This window comes from Serratia sp. T13T92, assembly GCF_047530105.1.
Classification (GTDB): domain Bacteria; phylum Pseudomonadota; class Gammaproteobacteria; order Enterobacterales; family Enterobacteriaceae; genus Chania; species Chania fonticola.
In genome coordinates this window covers 75,962-91,647 of the sequence record NZ_JBLJAK010000021.1, presented here as the reverse complement: position 1 = coordinate 91,647, position 15,686 = coordinate 75,962, and the positions used below count along the sequence as shown (strand labels likewise).

General features: G+C 53.0%; 12 protein-coding genes. 7 read left to right on the top strand and 5 right to left on the bottom strand.

Annotation, left to right across the window (positions count from 1 at the left end; all coding sequences use genetic code 11):
* Positions 1-730: 730 nt before the first annotated feature.
* Positions 731-1,519 (top strand): phosphate starvation-inducible protein PhoH, encoded by a 789-nt coding sequence (gene phoH / locus ACMV5I_RS18780; RefSeq protein ID WP_021180979.1) that lies wholly within the window; start codon positions 731-733, stop codon positions 1,517-1,519.
* A gap of 179 nt (positions 1,520-1,698) precedes the next feature.
* Here phoH and ACMV5I_RS18775 read toward each other — a convergent pair whose 3' ends face one another.
* Positions 1,699-2,172 carry a GNAT family N-acetyltransferase gene (locus ACMV5I_RS18775; RefSeq protein ID WP_414825031.1) on the bottom strand — a complete coding sequence of 158 codons (474 nt, stop codon included), beginning with the start codon at positions 2,170-2,172 and terminating at the stop codon, positions 1,699-1,701.
* A gap of 134 nt (positions 2,173-2,306) precedes the next feature.
* On the opposite strand from ACMV5I_RS18775, the gene ACMV5I_RS18770 reads away from it, so the two are divergent.
* Both ACMV5I_RS18770 and lpxO read left to right on the top strand, forming a co-directional pair.
* Complete coding sequence (locus tag ACMV5I_RS18770; protein ID WP_253082912.1) at positions 2,307-2,879, top strand: tyrosine-protein phosphatase; 573 nt, start codon at positions 2,307-2,309, stop codon at positions 2,877-2,879.
* Positions 2,880-3,514: 635 nt separating this feature from the next.
* Positions 3,515-4,417: a lipid A hydroxylase LpxO gene (gene lpxO / locus ACMV5I_RS18765; RefSeq protein WP_174334696.1), complete on the top strand. Its 903-nt coding sequence runs from the start codon at positions 3,515-3,517 to the stop codon at positions 4,415-4,417.
* Between the two features lie 53 nt (positions 4,418-4,470).
* Here the strand turns inward: lpxO and chaA are convergent, their stop codons facing one another.
* Positions 4,471-5,571, bottom strand: a complete 1,101-nt coding sequence (gene chaA / locus ACMV5I_RS18760; RefSeq protein WP_024485632.1) for a sodium-potassium/proton antiporter ChaA — start codon at positions 5,569-5,571, stop codon at positions 4,471-4,473.
* A gap of 309 nt (positions 5,572-5,880) precedes the next feature.
* Complete coding sequence (locus ACMV5I_RS18755) at positions 5,881-6,699, bottom strand: siderophore-interacting protein (RefSeq protein ID WP_202671423.1); 819 nt, start codon at positions 6,697-6,699, stop codon at positions 5,881-5,883.
* Between the two features lie 506 nt (positions 6,700-7,205).
* On the opposite strand from ACMV5I_RS18755, the gene ACMV5I_RS18750 reads away from it, so the two are divergent.
* From ACMV5I_RS18750 to ACMV5I_RS18740, 3 genes are all read left to right on the top strand, one after another.
* Positions 7,206-7,901 carry a gamma-glutamylcyclotransferase gene (locus ACMV5I_RS18750; protein WP_024485630.1) on the top strand — a complete coding sequence of 232 codons (696 nt, stop codon included), beginning with the start codon at positions 7,206-7,208 and terminating at the stop codon, positions 7,899-7,901.
* 307 nt (positions 7,902-8,208) lie between these two features.
* Positions 8,209-9,162, top strand: coding sequence for an HTH-type transcriptional regulator Cbl (gene cbl, locus ACMV5I_RS18745; protein WP_024485629.1), 954 nt, complete (start codon positions 8,209-8,211; stop codon positions 9,160-9,162).
* A gap of 419 nt (positions 9,163-9,581) precedes the next feature.
* Positions 9,582-11,432, top strand: a complete 1,851-nt coding sequence (locus ACMV5I_RS18740; RefSeq protein ID WP_414825030.1) for a YchO/YchP family invasin — start codon at positions 9,582-9,584, stop codon at positions 11,430-11,432.
* Here the strand turns inward: ACMV5I_RS18740 and narL are convergent.
* Together narL and narX are read right to left on the bottom strand one after the other, a co-directional pair.
* Positions 11,429-12,079 (bottom strand): two-component system response regulator NarL, encoded by a 651-nt coding sequence (narL, locus tag ACMV5I_RS18735; RefSeq protein ID WP_024485411.1) that lies wholly within the window; start codon positions 12,077-12,079, stop codon positions 11,429-11,431. The genes ACMV5I_RS18740 and narL overlap by 4 nt on opposite strands.
* Positions 12,080-12,088: 9 nt before the next feature.
* Positions 12,089-13,873, bottom strand: a complete 1,785-nt coding sequence (gene narX, locus ACMV5I_RS18730) for a nitrate/nitrite two-component system sensor histidine kinase NarX (RefSeq protein ID WP_121607144.1) — start codon at positions 13,871-13,873, stop codon at positions 12,089-12,091.
* A 353-nt stretch (positions 13,874-14,226) separates the two neighbouring features.
* On the opposite strand from narX, the gene ACMV5I_RS18725 reads away from it, so the two are divergent.
* Positions 14,227-15,624 (top strand): NarK family nitrate/nitrite MFS transporter, encoded by a 1,398-nt coding sequence (locus ACMV5I_RS18725; RefSeq protein ID WP_141132453.1) that lies wholly within the window; start codon positions 14,227-14,229, stop codon positions 15,622-15,624.
* Positions 15,625-15,686: the final 62 nt, after the last annotated feature.

Sequence of the window (15,686 nt, the reverse complement as noted above, 5' to 3'; positions counted from 1 at the left end):
CAGGAGCCCCATAGAGGCCCTCAGAAAAAGCAAAAAGCAGTGTGGTGGGAAAATATCGCGATCGCGACCTACGGTCGCTAAAAACAACGAACCCCATCAAAATAATGGGGTTCGTCATCAGTCTGAAGCGCAGCGCAAAGGCTGCGCTTTTTTATGTGCTTAATTTTTAATCCGACAACCTAAATGTCATTCGCCGAAATTAATATCAATTCATTGATATTTAACAATAAAATAATTTAATGCCAAGGCGGTTATGCTTTGATATAGTGGTGTTGCAGCGGGTTAAAACAAAAAATATTAAATTTTTTTACATTTTAGCAACGCAGCGCGGTTGAATGTCATTATACTGTAATCATCTGGCGGTAGTTTTCACACGGTGCACAGCTCAATGCTGTAAATATCACTGCGGGGATCGCTAATGGTAAAGTCCTTGGTTGGGCTACAAACAGCAAATAACATACCTTCACTGATTTCTCGTTGTAACGAGGGCGCTCTCTACGACTCTCAATTTCTGACCGACTCTTGGCTTTCCTTTCGCATTAATCCGGCTGACACACACTCCTGTTTTGTACCAATCTCGTTGTTCTGTGAAAAAGAGCCGCGCCCGATGGCGGCTAGGTGTTCACGTCATTCTATGGCTTTAAAGGGGGCCACAACCTGATACGTGTGTAACATAATCGCTCGGTGTTTGCTGCCCTGCGGTAGGTGAAACAAACTGTAAGGTGCCACTATGGGAAGACAGAAAGCAGTGATCAAAGCACGTCGTGAAGCCAAACGCGTCATTCGTCGTGACGCTCGTAGTCATCGCCAGCGTGAAGAAGAAAGCGTGACCTCGCTGGTACAAATGGGTGGTGTGGAATCTATCGGCATGGCTCGTGACAGCCGGGATACTTCTACCATCGAGGCTAGAACCGAAGCTCAAGGTCATTACTTATCAGCCATAGAAAACAAGCTGTTGATATTTGCCACTGGTGAGGCCGGTTGCGGTAAAACCTTCATCAGTGCAGCCAAGGCAGCTGAAGCCCTGATACATAAAGAGGTGGATCGGATTATCGTCACTCGTCCGGTTCTGCAGGCGGATGAAGATCTCGGCTTTTTGCCGGGGGATATCTCTGAGAAGTTCGCCCCTTATTTCCGGCCGGTGTATGACATTCTGCTACGCCGTTTAGGATCGTCGTTCTTGCAATACTGCCTGCGCCCGGAAATTGGCAAGGTAGAGATCGCGCCTTTCGCCTATATGCGCGGGCGTACCTTCGAAAATGCGGTAGTCATCCTGGACGAGGCCCAGAACGTAACGGCTAGCCAGATGAAGATGTTTTTGACCCGTCTGGGCGAGAACGTCACGGTGATCGTTAACGGCGATATTACCCAGTGCGATTTGCCACGCGGCGTGAAATCCGGCCTTAGCGACGCGCTGGAGCGCTTCGAAGAGGACGAGATGGTCGGCATTATTCGTTTCGACAAACAGGACTGTGTGCGCTCTGCCTTGTGCCAACGCACGCTTAATGCTTACGATTAATTTGTCTGAAAGCTTGCAAAAGGCCACTTCGGTGGCCTTTTTAATGCACCAAACATTTTGTAATCCGTAGTTTACTGATGAAACGAAATTTATATTTGGTTAGGCCTTCTTAGAAACGATGAAACTTACAGATCAAGGCCCAAATTTAAATGAGTACATTGTTCGCCAATGTGGATTTTTTACCGTTGAGGGGAGTGTAATCGATAGCGAATAAAATGAACGCCGTCATAGTCAATGTCACCATCAAACTGAAATCCCAGCCGAAATATCGCTTTAATTTTCAATCGTGTTGGGGGAAGCAGGATTGTGATTGACTTGAGCCCCATCTCATTGAAAGCATAAGCTAAAATTTTGTCATAGATTTTTTTCCCGAGCCCCCAATGGTCAGGATGCAGCACTAAAGCCAAGTCAGCATCTCCGTTTTCGTATTGCAAGCCTCCCCAACCGACAAACTTGTCGCTTACTGTAAAAGCCCATGGCCCATATCCGTACTCATCCCATTGGGATTCTTTGCCTGTTACCCATTCCAGACATTCTGCATCGCCAAAACTCGAATTACCCAAGGGCATTTGGCGTAAAACCAATGGGTTAGTGTTTAGGGCAATGATTTCGCTTCGATCGATATCGCTAAGGCGTTTAAATACAATATCCATTACTAACTCTTTGTATATGTGGTAGAAACTATGGTGTGCTGGTGGCCAACACTAAATGGGATGATACCAATAAAGCTGCGCCATTGCGGCCAATTTGAGTACAATAAATCGCAGGATCACTAAGGAATACTATTATGGACGATATTCAGCGCTGGCGGTCCAGCGTAGGGAAAACGTGGTTACTGGGCGCGATGCTGCTGGTGGGGAGTTTTACTGCCTCGGTAAATGCCACGACCCCAGAGAACTACCATCAGGTCTCGCCAGAACTCTACCGCTCCTCTCAGCCCTCCGCTGCCCAGATGCAAACGCTCGAGCAGCAGGGCATCAAAACCGTACTCAGTTTACGCCAGTGGCATGACGACGACAGCGAAGCGAGAGGCACAGGCTTGCTTCTGCGCCGGGTGGCGATCAATGCCGCCGTAATTAATGACGACATCGTGGTGACGGCGCTCAGAGAAATTCGTTTTGCCCTGAAACCGGTGTTGGTTCACTGCTGGCACGGCAGCGATCGTACCGGGCTAGTGGTGGCAATGTATCGCCTGGTATTTGAAAATGCGGATAAGCCTGCGGTGCTGGCCGAATTGAGAAAGCCGGAGCATGGCTATCATGAAAAATATTATGCCGGGATTGCGCGCTATATTGGTGATGTCGATGTCAGCAAGATACGGCAGCGGGTTTTTGCCGATAATCCCAGCAAGGGGAAGTGATTTGCTAGCAAAGGGTGGGGCATTGGCTACAGCGATCGTCCCCTCACCCTAACCCTCTCCCACAGGGAGAGGGGACTGGCCGTGCTACCAATTGGCCGCTTTACCGGTTTACAACACCGTATCGATTTCCTTCGTGAATAAGCTGCAGATTGCTTCCTATAACTAAATACGGCACCGTATCAATTCCTCAGCCCACAGGGAGAGGGGACCTACCGTGCCACAGATTAGCTCTTGCACCCAATTTCTGTACTGGATTAACGCCCCCTGTTCTGACCTAGTCAAAATGCCCCCTCTCCAAACACAGCACCGTTGCAGCTCCCTCGCCCTGCGGGAGAGGGTTGGGGTGAGGGGAGTCTCGATTGCCTGACCGATAATCCGGTATCTCTCCCCGTGTGTTCATTTACTCCACCCAATCCGACTCTGCTAAATCGTTAGCTCCCTCCTAGCGTAAATCCCGTTCTCGTTTAAGCTTTGTGTAAATTTTTGCGGCTTTTTGTATAGAATTTTAGTTTCAATAACGTTAACTATTGGTGTCTTGTGGCCGTTAAACCGATCTTAACGGAGCTAAGGGAATTGTTGGGTTGTGTGCCGTGCTTGGCATACTGATGGTCGTATTTTGGGGTTCTGAAGTCATCATGAAATATATCATTCTTATCTTATTGATTTTGTGCGTTATTTACATTCATTTTCGTGGCCGTGTTCGCTATCCTTTTTGGCGTCAGCTTTCCGACCATTCCACCTTTACCGCACCGCTGAACGTGTTTATGTACCTGTTCTCACGGGTGCCGACCACGCCTTACCTGCAACCGGAGCAGTTCCCCGATCTCATTATCCTGCGTGACAACTGGCAGACCATTCGTGAAGAAGGGCAGCAATTGATGGAGATCCAGCAAATCAAAGCGTCGGATAAATTTAACGATGCCGGATTCAACTCCTTCTTCAAAACCGGCTGGAAGCGCTTTTACCTGAAGTGGTATGAGGATAACCATCCTTCGGCAATGGCGTTATGCCCACAAACCACAGCGCTGTTACGCAGCCTGCCTTCGGTGAAGGCCGCGATGTTTGCCGAATTACCTCATGGCAGCCGCTTGCCACGCCATCGTGACCCTTATGCCGGTTCGTTGCGCTATCACCTGGGGTTGATCACCCCGAATGACGACCGCTGCTTTATCGAAGTAGATGGCGAACGCTACAGTTGGCGCGATGGTGAAGGGGTGATGTTCGATGAAACCTATCTGCACTATGCCGAAAACCAGAGCGGGGAAAACCGCCTGATCCTGTTTTGCGACATCGAGCGGCCGATGCGTTACCGTTGGGCGCAGGCGGTGAATCACTGGTTGGGACGTAATTTGATGAGTGCTGCGACAGCACCGAATGAAGAGGGCGATCGTACCGGCGGCGTCAATCGGCTGTTCAAATATATCTATGCCGTGCGTAAGGTTGGCAAGCGATTAAAAGCCTGGAACAAGACGGGGTATTACATTATCAAATGGCTGCTGTTTGGCGGGATTGCGGCACTGATTTTCTTTGCACTATAAATAGAACGGGGCGCAAATAATGCGCCCCGTTGATGTTTTGTAACCATCCGGTATCAGGCAAATATCGTCATCATATAAGCGGCAAACAGCGCCAGGTGCGCGGTGCCGTTTAACACGTTGGTTCTGCCGGTAGAGAACGAGATATGGCACAATATCAACACCGTCAGCATCACTACCATATGCGGTGCCTGCAGGCCGAAGATTAGCGTCTGGCCAGTCAGGGTGGCAATAATCGTTACCGCTGGCACCGTCAGTGAAATGGTCGCCAGCACCGAGCCGAAGAACAGGTTCATGGCGCGCTGCACCTGATTGTTCAACACCGCGCGCAGAGCACCCAGCCCTTCTGGGGACAGGATCAGCAACGCAACCAGGAAACCGGTGAACTGCGTTGGTGCGTTCAGCTTGGTGAGCAAACCTTCAAGCGGGTTGGCGTTGAATTTGGTTACGGCAATTACCGCGACCAGATGCACGATCAACCAGGAGGCATGCCACAGGCTGCTGTGGGACGAGGGTTTACCGTGGTGCGGGTCGCCATCGTCATCTTCGTGTTCATAAACAAACAGGCTCTGGTGGGTTTTGGTCTGGATCAGCAGGAACACGCCGTACATTGCCGCTGAGATGGCCGCAACCAGCAGTGACTGGCCCACGCTGAAGTTGCCCCCAGGCAAGGCGCTTGGCAACACCAGCACGATCACCGCCAGTGGGAGGATCGCCATCAGGTACTGTTTGATACCGCCAAGGTTAACGTACTGGGTAGCAAACTTGCGCCCGCCGAGCAGCAGGGCAACCCCAACCAGTCCGGCAGTCACAATCATGATAATTGAATACAGTGTGTCACGCATCAGGGCCGGGGCCGCGTCGCCGGTTGCCATCAGTGCTGAAATCAGGCTAACTTCCAGGATCACTACCGACAGGCTGAGGATCAGCGAGCCGTAGGGTTCACCCAGGCGGTGGGCCAGTACGTCGGCATGGCGTACCACGCTGAAAGCACTGCTGAGGATACCGACCAGGGCAATAATGTTGATGGCCACAATCAGTGGGAAACTGCTGGTACCGCTCCATAAATTGAGCACAACCAGCGCGGCGATAGGGAAAATCAGGGAATACTCTGTGTGGCGAGATTTGGATCGGCCAGGATCGTTGTGCGACTTCATTACGGTACATCTCCTTCTCAAACTGCGTGGCCCGTCATCGCTGTTCACCTGCAGATAGGGTCAGCGTATCCAGAAAGTTGTTAATAATAATAGGATACACTCTGCGCATGACGCCGAGTAATAATGTGATGTTGTGTTTAGTTTTTAGAAAGCAAAACTTTGCTTTATGCGATAAGAGTAACAAAAAAACCGCATTTGATGCGGTTTTTTTTACTTACTTTTACGTTAAACACCAGACATTACTTGTTAAACGCCTATAAATGGGGCTTAACCGGCATTTTCAACGGAAAATAAGGCAGATAATGGCGATCAGGAGTCAATGTTATCCATGATATCGTGCCTTTTCTGGTGGTAACCCTCCTCATTTAACCCTTCACGCCAGTAAGGCACTGCATAAAGCTGATTACGCTCACATTGGCGCTCCCGGCGCAGGTAACGACGCAGTTCGACAACCAGACGATCCTCACCTGCCAGCCAGAACTGGGTGCCGCTTTGCGGCAGTGGCAAGGCGCAGAATTGCGTGATGAGATCGGCCGTTTTCTCTGTGCCGCCAACGATCCAGCTTAGTTCAACACCGGCAGGTTTTTGCAGATCGATAACGTCCGCAGGGGTATCGACACGGATAAAAGCGTGGCCTTCGCTACGTGCTGGCAAGTTTTCCAGCAGTGCGGCGATGGCCGGTAACGATGAAGGATCGCCTGCCAGGCAGTAAAAGTCGGCTTCTGGCAACATTGGCTTGGGGCCGCCAGGGTTGCTGATACCAATTTTATCCCCCGGCTTGGCCTGACGTGCAAAGTTCACCGCTGGCCCGCTGTGGTCGTGCAGGGCAAACTCAATATCAATCTCACCCTGTTGCGGGCGAACGGCTCGAATAGAGTAGGTGCGAATTAGCGGGCGTACGGCATCGGCGGCCCACACCGGGCCCTTCTCGGTGAGCGTGGGCAGGTCTGGCTGCGTTTGGCCTGCGAGCGGCAAGAACACTTTGATATGCGCTGCGGCGGCTTCTACTGGGTAATAATGCAGGTCTGGCGCGCTGAAGGTGATACGGCGCAGGTGCGGTGTGATGTCGCGTAAACGGGTAACTTCGATCAAATAGGGTGCGCGGCTGCGTGGGGTTTCGGTTGTCACAGGACTCTCCTTTATCATTCTGCGGCCAGTATATCACGCCATTTGATAATGAGAATTGTTTGCTGATTGGCGTGGCACATCAGGGCAAGCGGCGTGATCCGCCCGGATTGTATTTTTTTGCGGTTAAAACGCTGAGCTCTGTTAACAAAACGCAGGGGAAGAGTAAAGTTTTACGTCTATAATTATTATTGCTTCTGGGTACAAATACTTTTTCACATTAAATATGCTTGGAAACTTGATTGAGAGGTCAGAAAAGAATATGGTCATTTATACCCGTCGTCTTTCAAGTTGCAGCGTTGTTATCTGCACTTACCCACCCCAGTCACTTACCCAAAAGTAAGCTCCTGGGGATGAGTAAGCTTGTTGCCTAGCTGCAACTTGAAATCCATAGGGTATATATTTTTTGCTGGGCGGTGGAAATAAATACGCCCCGCATCCCAAAAAAGAAATTGCATACACAGTGGCGAAGGGTTTAGGGCAATCCTATTCCCAGGAGGTTGTATTAGGTGTTAACTCGAGATTTTCTGCAAAAAGCAGACTGCAAAACGGCATTCGGCACGATCGAAGAGTCGCTGTTGCTGACACCGGAACAGCGCTCGGCCTCACTGACATGTACACTCTCCAGACGGCCGGATAATAGCCCGGTATGGGTTTTTGGCTATGGATCACTGATGTGGAACCCGGTATTTGAATCCGAAGAGGTGCGCCCCGCGACGCTGCAAGGCTGGCATCGGGCATTTTGCCTGCGTTTGACCGCCGGACGGGGAACGCTGCATCAACCCGGGCGCATGCTGGCTCTGCAGGAAGGGGGGCAAACCACCGGTCTGGCCTTCCGCCTTCCTGAAGATAAACTGCGTGAAGAGCTGGAACTACTGTGGAAGCGTGAGATGATCACCGGTTGCTATCTGCCAACCTGGTGTGACCTGACGCTGGACGACGGCAGCGTCGTTACCGCCTTGGTGTTTGTGATGAACCCACAGCATCCGCTATTTGAAGCGGATACCAGCCATCAGGTGATCGCTCCGTTGATCGCCAGCGCCAGCGGCCCGTTGGGCACCAATGCGCAGTATCTGTTTGCCTTGGACAACGAGCTGAAAAGTCACGGCATGAAGGATGACTGCATTGGCGATCTGGTCGGCTATGTCCGTCAGTGGCTGCAACAAAATACCTCAGGGCCAATAGGTGGCGAAGCCACGGCCTAACCCTCAGTTACCTTCGGGGCGTCGTATTGCGCGCCCCAAATGTCTAAACAACCCTCGCGTTGATATATCTTATCCCTCTAGGTAATAACTTTTTCTGCATAGCTTGTTTAACCATAGTATTCTGATGGTTATTTATCTCATTAATTTTAAAGCTTTTTGTAATTTTAAGAAAAGCGGTGGTGAATTTTTAATGCTAAAAAATGCACTTAGCATTAAAAGCTATAAGTAAAGACTATTCCTTATTTGTTCTGTCTGCGCAGACTCCGTATCAATATTGTTAACGATTTTGGGGAGAGAAGGGGACGGAATGAATTTTCAGCAATTAAAAATCATTCGTGAGTCAGCGCGTTGCAACTACAACCTGACTGACGTCGCGAATGCGTTATTTACCTCCCAGTCTGGGGTTAGCCGCCATATTCGCGAGCTGGAAGAAGAGCTGGGGATTGAGATATTTATCCGCCGTGGCAAACGGTTATTAGGCATGACCGAACCGGGCAAAGAGCTGTTGGTGGTCGCGGAGCGTATCCTCAATGATGCCAATAATATCCGCCGTCTGGCCGATGTGTTCAGCAGTAAAGACGCGGGCCAACTGCATATTGCCACCACCCATACCCAGGCTCGCTACAGCCTACCGGGGGTGATTAAGGAGTTTCGGGCGCTGTATCCGCAGGTGCGCGTGGTGCTTAATCAGGGGAGCCCGGAGGAGATTGCCGCCATGCTGGCCTGCGGCGAAGCGGATATCGGTATCGCCAGTGAACGCCTGATGAGCGAAGAGTCGTTGGCCGCTTTTCCCTATTACCGCTGGAACCATGCGATCCTGGTTCCGGAAGGCCACGAGTTGACACGCCAACCGCTGGTCACGTTGGAAATGCTCAGTACGCTGCCGTTGATTACCTACCGCCAGGGTATCACCGGGCGCTCACGGCTGGATGCGGCATTTAAAGCTGCGGGGCTGACTCCGGATATCGCGCTAAGTGCCCAGGATTCTGACGTCATCAAAACCTATGTTGAATTGGGGCTGGGTGTGGGCATTCTGGCGGATATGTCGTTTGAAAAAGAGCGCGATCGTGGGCTGGTCAGTCTCAATGCCGAACATTTGTTTGAGCCTAATACCGTCTGGTTGGGCCTGAAACGCGGTCAGTTACAACGTAACTATACCTGGCAGTTTATCCAGCTATGTAATCCCACCTTGTCACTCACGGAAATTAAAGAGAAAGTGTTCTCCGATCAGTTGGAACAGGTTATCGATTATCAGATCTGAGGCGGTAATGCGCTGGCATAGTGCAAAGCGCGCCATATCACTGTGCAATAGTGAGGGGTGGATTACAGATTGCACGGCAATAACCTTCTAAAATCTGTGGCTTGGCAAACTGGCATGCAAGCTGCTTACTTTAAAGGCGGAAACGTTGAGTATCCGCGATGAATTTCAACAGGCGTCCGTGCAGCACGTTTGCCCCAATGGTGGAATGTGCTGTTCGGACGTCTTTTTTATCGCTGGTTATACCCCTTGGTTTAAATCCCCGATTACAGGTTTTTCCGATGGCTTCTTTTTGCCGATCGCTTACCCTATGGCTTCAGGTTGCATTATGCTGTGCGGCAGGTTTTTTCTTCCTGCCGGAACGGTAGTGTCAACGAGGTGAGTTTGCCATGCGGCAAGGAAGGCGAAGGGCAAACGTGGTTATGAGCAAGGTTATTCAGCAAAAGATGTCACAGTTGTTATCCAGCACGCGCTTACTCGGGTTATTAGCACTACCGGTAATAATGTTTAACGCCCAGGCGGAAACTCCCCCGGCAGTGGCTGGCGTGCCTGACACCCAGGCTGAGGCACCTGTTGCAGCGAAAAGCGTAGCTGAGGCCACGGCGGAGGCTCCCTCGGTTGGGACGAGCGTGATTGACGATCTGGCTAAAGCGCCCCCGACAGCAACAGCAGAAGCCCAGACGGTAGTGCCACCGGCGGCAGTAGCAGAAGCTCAGGCAGTAGCACCAGCAGCAGAAACCCAGACGGTAGCGCCACCGGCTACGGTAGCAGAAGCTCAGACAGTGGCACCACCAACCCCCGTAGAGCCCCAGGCCATTGCCCCACCGGCGGTGGCAAATGCGGCTGATATCGCGGCTAAAGTGCCTGCGGCCGTGACCCCGATAGAAAAGCCAGCGGCAGTGGTCAGTGAGGTCAAGGCGCAGGCATCTCCGGCGCAAGAGCTGCCGGAACTGGGCAGCGCTGGCGTCAACGATGCCGAAAAAGAAAAAGAGTGGGCTACGCGGGCGAAAAAGCTGGCAGAGCAGAATCTTAACCAGATATCCAGCGAGCGGGCGCGCGCCGATACCAAAGATTACCTGACCAACCAGGCCAGCTCGGTTCTTCAGCAGGAGACCGAGGAGTTACTTTCACCACTTGGCACCGCTAAACTGTCGCTTGCGGTAACACCTGAAGGGGATTTCACCGGCAGCAGCGGTCAGTTGTTCAGCCCGCTCTATGACGTGGATGGCTTGTTGACCTACAGCCAGGTGGGTTATCTGCAAAAGGCTAACGGTTCACAGGGTAATTTTGGCCTGGGGCAGCGCTGGGTGGTGGGGGATTGGCTGCTGGGCTATAACTCCGTGCTCGACAGTGATTTCCAGAATCAGCGCAACCGTGGCAGCATCGGTGCTGAAGCCTGGGGTGACTATCTACGCTTGTCGGCCAACTATTACCACCCGCTATCGTCATTTTCTCCACAGGCAAATAATGCCGTCTTTCTTGGCCGCCCGGCGCGTGGCTACGACATTACCACCCAAGGTTATCTGCCGTTTTATCACCAGCTTGGCGCCTCGCTCAGCTTTGAACAGTATCGCGGCGCCAGTGTCGATCTGTTAGGCAATGGCAACAAACAAACCGATCCTAGCGCTATGCAGGTGGGGCTCAACTATACACCGGTCCCGTTGGTCACGGTCAAAGCCTTGCACAAACTGGATAATGTGGGCGAAACCCAGGACAAGGTCGAGCTGGCCATGACCTACCGCCTTGGGGTGCCGCTGCTCAAACAGATTTCTCCGTACTACGTGGAACAGGCCAAATCTTTGCGCGGTAGCCGCTATGACAGCATTGAACGTAATAATGTGCCGGTGCTGGAGTTCCGTGAAAGCAAAACGTTGCAGGTGTTTCTGGCGACGCCGTCATGGAGCCTGAATCCAGGGGAAACGCTGCCGCTGGTGCTGGAAATCAAAGCGGCCAATAAGATCACTGCGGTCAACTGGCAAGGGGACACTCAGGCAGTCAGCCTGACGCCGTCGGCGAATATCAACGATCCGCAAGGGTGGACCTTGACGGTGCCCGCGTGGGATGAGACGCCAGGGGCCAGCAATCACTACCAACTGTCCGTCACCCTTGAGGATGAAAAGCAGCAGAAAGCCACCTCCAACTGGATCACGCTACAGGTTACCGCTCCCCTGAGCTTGTCTATTGAAGGGGAGCCTGGGTTACCGCCGCCGCAAACCCTGCAGCCACCGGCAATCCCGGCGGTTACCGGGCCGTTGCACCCAGAGGGTAACTAATCTTTCTTATTACCCAACACCCAAACGGCGGCTTCGACGCGGGATTTCAGTTTCATCTTCTTCAGCAGGTGTTTCACGTGCACCTTGACGGTACTCTCGGTGATCGTCAGTTTACGGGCGATCAGCTTGTTTGGCAGCCCCTGAGCGATCAGCTTGAGGATGTCGCGCTCGCGCGGGGTTAACTGCTGGATGTCGCGTTCTACCGCCGGGCGGTTTTCCCGCAGGCTGGCCGCCAGCACTGGCGTCAATGCTTCGCTCAGTACCATTTGCCCTGCTGCCGCCTGATGCAGTGCCTTGAGCAGTTCCTCTGGCTCCATATCTTTCAACAGATAACCATCCGCACCGCGTTTTAGCGCGCTCACCACATCGTCTTCATGGTTGGATACGCTGAATACCACCACTCGGCCGGAAAGGGCGGTTTGGCGTAGGCGATCCAGCGTTGCCAGGCCGTTCATTCCGGGCATATTCAGATCCAACAGGATCAGGTCGGGATCGTGTAGCTCCGCCAGTTCCACCCCTTGTTCGCCATTGCTGGCTTCGGCGATGACTTGTAGCCGCGGATCCATGCTAATCAACTGCTTGACGCCGTTACGCAACATGGGGTGATCGTCAATCAGCAGTATGGTGGCAGCTTCTTCGGTCGTCATGATATTTCCTTATTCGATAGCAGAGTTATCCGGGCGGAACGTCACCCGTACTTCGGTGCCGCCGCCGCTGCACGGCAAGATTTCGCACTGGCCGTGCAGGCTTTTGGCGCGATCGCGCATGATGATCAGGCCGTAGTGATCGGGCCGTTCGCTGATATCTGGCAGGCCACGGCCATTATCGCTGACGCTCAGGGTGACTTTGCCCTGCAGGTTTGTTACCCGAATCGCGACCTGGCTGGCCTGCGCGTGTTGGTGAATGTTACTCAATGCCTCTCGCGCGATTTGCAGCAGGTGGATCGCCTGATAGGCCGGTATGCTTCGTGGGCCTAACTGATAATCCAGTTCGATGGTGATCCCCAGCCGCTGATTGAATTCTTGCACCGTAGACTGTAGTGCCGCCAGCAGGCCAGGCTCGGTCAAGCGCAGGCGGAAGGTGGTTAACAGCTCGCGTAACTGGCGATAGGCGGTACTGATCTCTTCACGCATCTGTTGCACCAGCGCCAGACTGGCCGGAGGGAGCTCGCCCCCCTGCATTTGCAGGCAGCTGGTCTGCATTTTCAAGCAGGTGAGGGATTGAGCGATGGAGTCATGTAACTCGCGGGCAATCGCGGCCCGCTCTTCCATCAACATCAACTGCTGCTGGTGGTCAACCTGGCGCTCTATCGCCAATACGCTGGTCAACTGCTCTATCAGGGTATTCATCAACTGGCATTGCTCATCGCTTAGCCGTTGTTCTGGCGCATGTTGAGCGACGACGATGCCATAATTGCCCAGTTGGTCACTCAGGCTCCAGCTAAGAGAAGGGTGGCCCTGACTATGCGGCTGATGTTCGCTTAAGCAGGCGCTACAGACCGGATTATGGCAATACTCCGGCCTCAACGGTTGGTTACCGCTTAATTGCAGAAACTGTTCCTGACTGTTGTTTTCATACAGCCGTACCTGGATGCTGTGTAGCGGCGTCAGCGTTTGCAACTGGTTGAGGATCGGCGTCAGGCGGCTACAGATCGGCTCGCTGGTGTGTAACTGGCGGCTGGTGTGATACAGAAAGCCCAGCACCTGGTTTTTCTGTTGCAGGTCAGCGGTTTTTTCTGCGACACGTTGCTCCAGCCTGGCATAGATAGTGGCAAGCTCGTCGGACATGGTGTTGAGCGCAGCGCCGAGGGAAGACATCTCGTCCTGATGCCCACGTTGGGCAAAACGGTGGCTGAAATCACCGCGGCCAACCGCCATTGCCAGTGCCACCAACTGACGCCAAGGGTGCAGCAAACGGCGGCGTAGATAACAGATGGTGCCGACCAGCAGCAACAGCGTCAGGGCGATAAATCCCCCCTGAACCAGCGTCACCATCAACAAGCGGCGTTCGGTCTGATGATCGATATCAGAAACCAGTTTGTCCAACAGGCTGACAAAATGGGCCACTTGGGGAGCCGCATCGGCGGGGTGTTGTGCTTGGCGCAGCCTTGGTTGCAGCTGATTTAGCCAATAGTCACGCAGCCTCAGCAACTGCGGGGTTAGCCCTTCGCGCTCCAGCGCCTGCTGCAAATCGCGGCTGGTTTCATCCTGATCCAATCCCTGCATCAGTATGTCACTTTGGGCATCCAGAGGGACCTGAGACAGCAGACGGTAACTCTGCATCCGTAGGGAACCCGCTTTGTTGATGGCATGAGCATTGCCCTGGATGCTTTGCGACATCCAGGCGGAAATACTCATTCCGGCGATACCAAGCACCCCCAGCAGTAGCATTAACAGGGCAACCTGGTTAACGATGGAAAGCGGAGCCAGCAAGCGTTTCATCGAATACGCGTCCCCTATAGAGCAGCAGAAACCAGAGAGTGGATACCAGCAACTCCGGCCGCCAAATTACGTCAATAGCAGCCATTTTTCCTTATCCCCCGGCGTAACCCCATACCCCTAACGAAGTACCCCTTAGTTTCCGGCTACCTGACCCATTGCCAAACCTTTGGCACTACTGTGCTATAACCTGCTGAATACCAATAGATTAGCTGGCCTTAATGAGCTACTCACTAAGGGATGTATGAGGTTTTGGCGTCATGAGTTACCTGCTTGCTCATTGATTTGCGTCAACTTTACCGCTTGAGGGGATCAACTAGGGTGTGCGCAGTTATCACCGTGTTTCTGAGGTTATTATGTCGCAATCTGCAATGCCTTTAGCAAAAAAAACGGGTGCGGTTATTCAGGACTGGCAACCTGAGAACAGCGAATTCTGGCAGCAGAGTGGGCACCGCATCGCCCGCCGCAACCTGTGGATCTCCATACCCTGCCTGTTGCTCGCCTTCTGCGTATGGATGCTGTTCAGTGCCGTGGCGGTTAATCTGAACAAGGTGGGTTTTAACTTCACCACCGATCAGCTGTTTCTGTTGACCGCATTACCTTCGGTTTCCGGCGCGATCCTGCGCGTGCCGTATTCCTTCGTGATCCCGATGTTTGGTGGCCGCCGTTGGACGGCCATCAGCACCTGTTTCCTGCTGGTACCTTGCCTGTGGCTGGGCTATGCGGTGCAGGATCCGAGCACCTCATTCAACGTATTTATCATTATTGCGCTGTTGTGTGGGTTTGCCGGGGCCAACTTTGCCTCCAGCATGGCGAACATCAGCTTCTTCTTCCCGAAGGCGAAGCAGGGTGGCGCGCTGGGGCTGAATGGCGGTCTGGGAAATCTGGGGGTCAGCGTGATGCAACTGGTGGCTCCGTTAGCCATCTCGCTCGCCATGTTTGGCTTCCTGGGCGGTACGGGGCAGACACAGCCAGACGGCAGCCAGCTGTGGTTGGAAAACGCCGCCTGGATTTGGGTGCCTTTCCTGCTGGTGGCAACGCTGGCGGCCTGGTTCGGTATGAACGATTTGGCCGCCTCAAAGGCTTCTTTGCGCCAACAACTGCCGGTACTCAAACGGGGGCATCTGTGGGTTTTGAGCCTGCTGTATCTGGCAACCTTTGGTTCCTTCATTGGCTTCTCTGCCGGTTTTGCCATGCTGGCGAAAACCCAGTTTCCTGACGTGGTGATCCTGCATTATGCCTTCTTCGGGCCGTTCCTTGGGGCGCTTGCTCGTCCCGTGGGTGGGGCGCTTTCCGATCGCTTTGGCGGCATTCGTGTGACGCTGCTGAACTTTATAGTCATGGCTATTTTCGCCGCCTTGCTGTTCCTGACCTTGCCGGGTAGCGATCATCAGGGCTCGTTTATGGCCTTCTATGGCGTATTTATGGTGCTGTTCCTTACCGCCGGATTGGGCAGCGGTTCGACCTTCCAGATGATCGCCGTAATATTCCGTAAAATCACCGTGGACAGAGTGAAAGCCGAAGGAGGAAGCGATGAGTTGGCACAGCGCGAGGCGGTAACCGATTCGGCTGCGGCTTTGGGCTTTATCTCGGCGATTGGTGCGGCAGGGGGGTTCTTTATTCCCAAGGCGTTTGGGACTTCGCTGGCGTTGACGGGCTCACCGGCTGGGGCGATGAAGATCTTCCTGGTGTTTTATATTCTGTGTGTCGTGGTCACCTGGGGCGTTTACGGCCGTAAAAAGGTTTCACGCTAGTTGAGTTAAGCGGGCGCAGCATGCGGCGCCCCTTCGGTCGAATATGTGCGACGCCTACCCAT